Genomic DNA, 3,953 nt, shown 5'->3' with positions numbered 1-3,953 from the left:
AGAATGAGGCGATAAGGCTTCTAACCGCAAGGACTGCGGGGATAGCCTAATCAATTAGAGTTCGATAGAACTCTTTACTTAGGAATCCCTCACTTCTAAACGAAGTGAAAGTGGGGGTAGTTCAATAATCATCTTTATCATTTTAGCCAAGTATGCTCTTGCTGTGAATATCAAAACAAAAAAGTTAAAAATCTAAACCTACGTGAATGGTACTGTCCTTCTTATCGTATACACCTAATTTAAATTAAATTTTAGTGATTGACACAATAATCTCTAGAATGCTACGGTTTTAATGGTAAAGTAGTAAGAGGTTTATATTTAGATAATACATATACAATACTAAAAGGCGTCAGAATACTTTAGAAAAAGCAAATCTCTATTCTTGTAGTCTTTAAAGTTCGATATATAGATAATCTGATTAAGTAAACCGTACATATAGAGAGGAAGAACGTAACATGTTTAAAAGAGTTACATCGGTTGTAGCTGCTATTATAGGAGCGAGTCTGTTACTAACAGCTTGTAGTAGTGAAGAAAAAGAGACAAAAAATAATGCAAAAACAACTGACAAGAATGAAACAAAACAGTCCATTAGTTTACCGTATATAGCGGAAATCCCAACAATGGATGTAACAAAGGCAACAGATAGTGAATCCATAAATGTAATGCGGAATGTGTTTGAAGGTCTGTACATACTAGGGGAAGAAAACAAAGTAATTCCTGGTGTGGCAAAATCGTATGAAGTGAGTGAAGATAAAAAAACATACACATTCCATCTAAGGGATTCCAAATGGTCAAATGGGACACCTGTAACAGCTGCAGACTTTGTATTCTCTTGGAAACGTGCTGTGAATCCTAATACAGCGGCAGAATATGCGTTTCTATTCTTTGATATAAAGAATGCAAAGAGAATTAATAGTAAAGAGCTACCTGTAGATCAGCTTGGGATAAAAGCAATAGATGATAAAACATTAGAGGTACAATTAGAGCAGCCTGCCCCTTATTTTATAGACTTGACAACGTTCGCAACGTTTTTACCCATTAACGAGAAGTATTTTGAATCACAAGGAAAGCAGTATGGCTTAGAAGAAAATAAATTGGTTTATAACGGGGCGTTTACATTGGATAATTGGAAGCATGAACAAGGTTTTCAATTGAAAAAGAATCCGAATTATTGGGATGCTAAAACAGTGAAATTAGACAAAATTAACTTTGATATCGTGAAAGATAAATCAACAGAAATAAATCTATATGAATCAGGTCAAATTGACCGTGTAGGACTAACAGGTGAGTTTGTAGATAAATATAGAAATAGTCCTGATTTTAAAGAGCGACCTGAAGTAACTATGCAGTTTTTACGTATGAATCAAAAAAATGAAGTGTTACAAAATAAACATGTCCGTTTGGCAATTATTCAGGCAATGAATAAGAAAGCCTTTGTAGATACAGTGTTAAACAATGGTTCCCTTCCTGCGGATGGTTTTATACCCACTGATTTCGCTAAAGGACCAGATGGAAAAGACTTCCGAAAAGAGAATGGAACATTGGTAAAAGATGATGTAAAGACAGCCAAGGTAAACTGGAAGAAGGCAAAACAAGAACTTGGGAAAGAACAAGTAACGCTAGATTTGCTAACAAGTGATAATGCAATAGCCAAAAAAAATGCGGAGTATTTAAAAGGTGAACTAGAAAAAAATTTAGAGGGGCTTACAATCAATGTTAAGCCGCAGCCACGCAAACAGCAAATTCAGTTGCTGCTGAATAGTGATTACGATTTAGGTGTTGATGTATGGGGACCCGATATTCCAGATCCTATCACATTTTTAGATTTATTTACGACAACTAGCAGCTATAACTTTGATAAGTATTCAAACAAAGCATATGATGAACTAATTCATCAAGTGAAAACAAATTTAGCTGGTGATGAAAAAGCTCGTTGGGAAGCAATGAAACAAGCAGAGAAAATATTATTAGAAGATGGGGCAGTTGCACCTTTCTATCAACCAGGCAGATCATACTTACAGCGTTCAAATATTAAAGGAATTGTAACGAATGATTTTGGTGGGGAATTTAACTATAAGTTTTCAGAAATAAAAAAATAGGTAAAAAAAGGAGTCGAATATATTTTTAAATATATTCGACTCCTTTTAGTTTTCCGTTCAATATACTCATGCATAATTACATATAAGGTTATTCCGTTATAACAAATACAAATAACATACTTTTTGATATGATTACGTTAAAACATTATATACTAACATTAAATTAAAAAGGATATTATAAGAGGTATTGTGGAATTCTTTTTTAGATTAGAAGGGAAAATAATATGAATGAAGAGCTTAAGAGAGAAGATAAAAATTCGGAACAAACATTAAACAAATTCTTAGGTAAAATCATTGATGAGATTGATTTCCAAAGAAAAAATCAAGAAGATATAGCTAAAACAATTGGTATCTCTCCTGGAACTCTTTCTAAGAATCTAACTGGGAAAAATCAATTTGGATTTTGGAATTTAATCAAATTACTTAATATAGTATATCCGAGTGATATTCATAAACAAAGAAAGATGTTACACACTTTCTGTTCTGTCACAACAAGCAAGAAAAACTTGAGGATTGCCATGGAATATGCAAATGCAAAAGGTGATTTATCACTTCTTAAGCTAGTAGTGGATCAGGAGAGAAATTCATCACTCGCAATAAATCGAGAATGGGCTTATGTCTATGAATTAGTATGGCTTAGAAATAGTGGCAGTATTAAAAAACAAGAATTGTTAGCTATACTGGAAGATCGTAAGGGTAAAAAGGTAATTAAGACAAATGAGATGAAGGTTTTATACGGAATATTAACTTACTATACTATGTATGATTTAGAAAAATATAATTCATTATTCGAGTATGCTGAGGTATTATCACCAGACGTTAATGCGATAACTGATAGTTTTATTAGAACATCTTATTTAGGTAGGATTAAAGAAGGTTTAGCATATGCTTACATGGTGCAAGATGATCTCGAAAAATCCAGGAGCTTATGCCAGGAAATTCTAGAGTTAGAAGATCCAGAAGGGTGTTTTCATCTTTTAAGGGCATCGGCACTTGTATATTTAGCAGAGTCTTATTCCTTTGAATGCTATGATCGTGCATCCAAGTATATAAATAAATCTCTAGAACAATTAGAGCCATGTAATTTTGAAAGGGAAATGCAAAGAAAGCAGTCGATTCTTAATACATATGCTTTTATTAAGCTAGTTAATAGGCGAGAGTTGGAGAATATAAAAATATATCATCCTGCTGAAGAGTCATTTTTAGAGATTGTTAAGGGGAATTATCAAAATGCAATTGATATTCTTAATAATCTAGAGAAGAAGAATGGATTTTTAAGTCCAATGCAATATTGTATTTTAGGCATAGCAAAGAATGATATTACTTTAATTGAAAAGTCAATTGCGCTATATGAGTGTATTGGTAATAGGTTCTACAGCAAATTCCCTAAAAAAATAGTAGTAGAATTTGATAAAAATGGTATAATACATGAGGGTGGTGCTATATGAAGAAAATATTATTTGTATTAACAAGTATCGTTTTGGTGGCAGGAATTATTTATACTGCTGCTGGTAGTAAAGAACAACCAAACAATTTAGTTGAAAAAGATTCAGAACATTTATTAGCTAGAATGGGAGATCCCGGTGGTGGAATGGGTTAACCTTTAAATAATTAGAATGCGATTGTCTCATAGGAGGCAATCGCATTCGTTGTTTTTAGGGATATTTCCTAAATATCGAATTCGAAATACAAGAAAAGTTTGTGAATCATTCACAAACTGATAGCTGATACTAAATCAAAATTTTAAACTATATTGTTAGTAAAGTTGCAAAAACCCTTGTGTTATCAAATCTACTGATAACACAAGGGTTTCCAAAGATTATTCCGCGAGGGCGGGGCATTGAAAATGTGTAG

3 protein-coding genes are annotated in these 3,953 nt (G+C 32.8%); all 3 read left to right on the top strand.

Annotated features, from left to right (window positions below):
- The first annotated feature begins 455 nt into the window (after positions 1-455).
- The 3 genes from CO726_RS30470 to CO726_RS32090 all read left to right on the top strand — a co-directional run bounded on the left by CO726_RS30470 (position 456) and on the right by CO726_RS32090 (position 3,699).
- Positions 456-2,099: a peptide ABC transporter substrate-binding protein gene (locus CO726_RS30470; RefSeq protein WP_099686781.1), complete on the top strand. Its 1,644-nt coding sequence runs from the start codon at positions 456-458 to the stop codon at positions 2,097-2,099.
- Positions 2,100-2,323: 224 nt separating this feature from the next.
- Positions 2,324-3,547, top strand: a complete 1,224-nt coding sequence (locus tag CO726_RS30465) for an AimR family lysis-lysogeny pheromone receptor (protein ID WP_099686780.1) — start codon at positions 2,324-2,326, stop codon at positions 3,545-3,547.
- Entirely contained in the window at positions 3,544-3,699 is a 156-nt protein-coding gene (locus CO726_RS32090) for a hypothetical protein (protein ID WP_169513120.1), read from the top strand. The genes CO726_RS30465 and CO726_RS32090 overlap by 4 nt, the downstream gene beginning before the upstream one ends.
- The last annotated feature ends 254 nt before the right edge of the window (positions 3,700-3,953 follow it).

Source organism: Bacillus fungorum (assembly GCF_002746455.1).
Lineage (GTDB): Bacteria > Bacillota > Bacilli > Bacillales > Bacillaceae_G > Bacillus_A > Bacillus_A fungorum.
This window is presented reverse-complemented; position numbering and strand designations above follow the sequence as displayed.

What these genes read in the sequence shown, in the direction of transcription:
- CO726_RS30465 (WP_099686780.1), top strand. Translation starts at nt 2,324, where the DNA reads ATGAATGAAGAGCTTAAGAGAGAAGATAAAAATTCGGAACAAACATTA.
- CO726_RS32090 (WP_169513120.1), top strand. Translation starts at nt 3,544, where the DNA reads ATGAAGAAAATATTATTTGTATTAACAAGTATCGTTTTGGTGGCAGGA.
- CO726_RS30470 (WP_099686781.1), top strand. Translation starts at nt 456, where the DNA reads ATGTTTAAAAGAGTTACATCGGTTGTAGCTGCTATTATAGGAGCGAGT.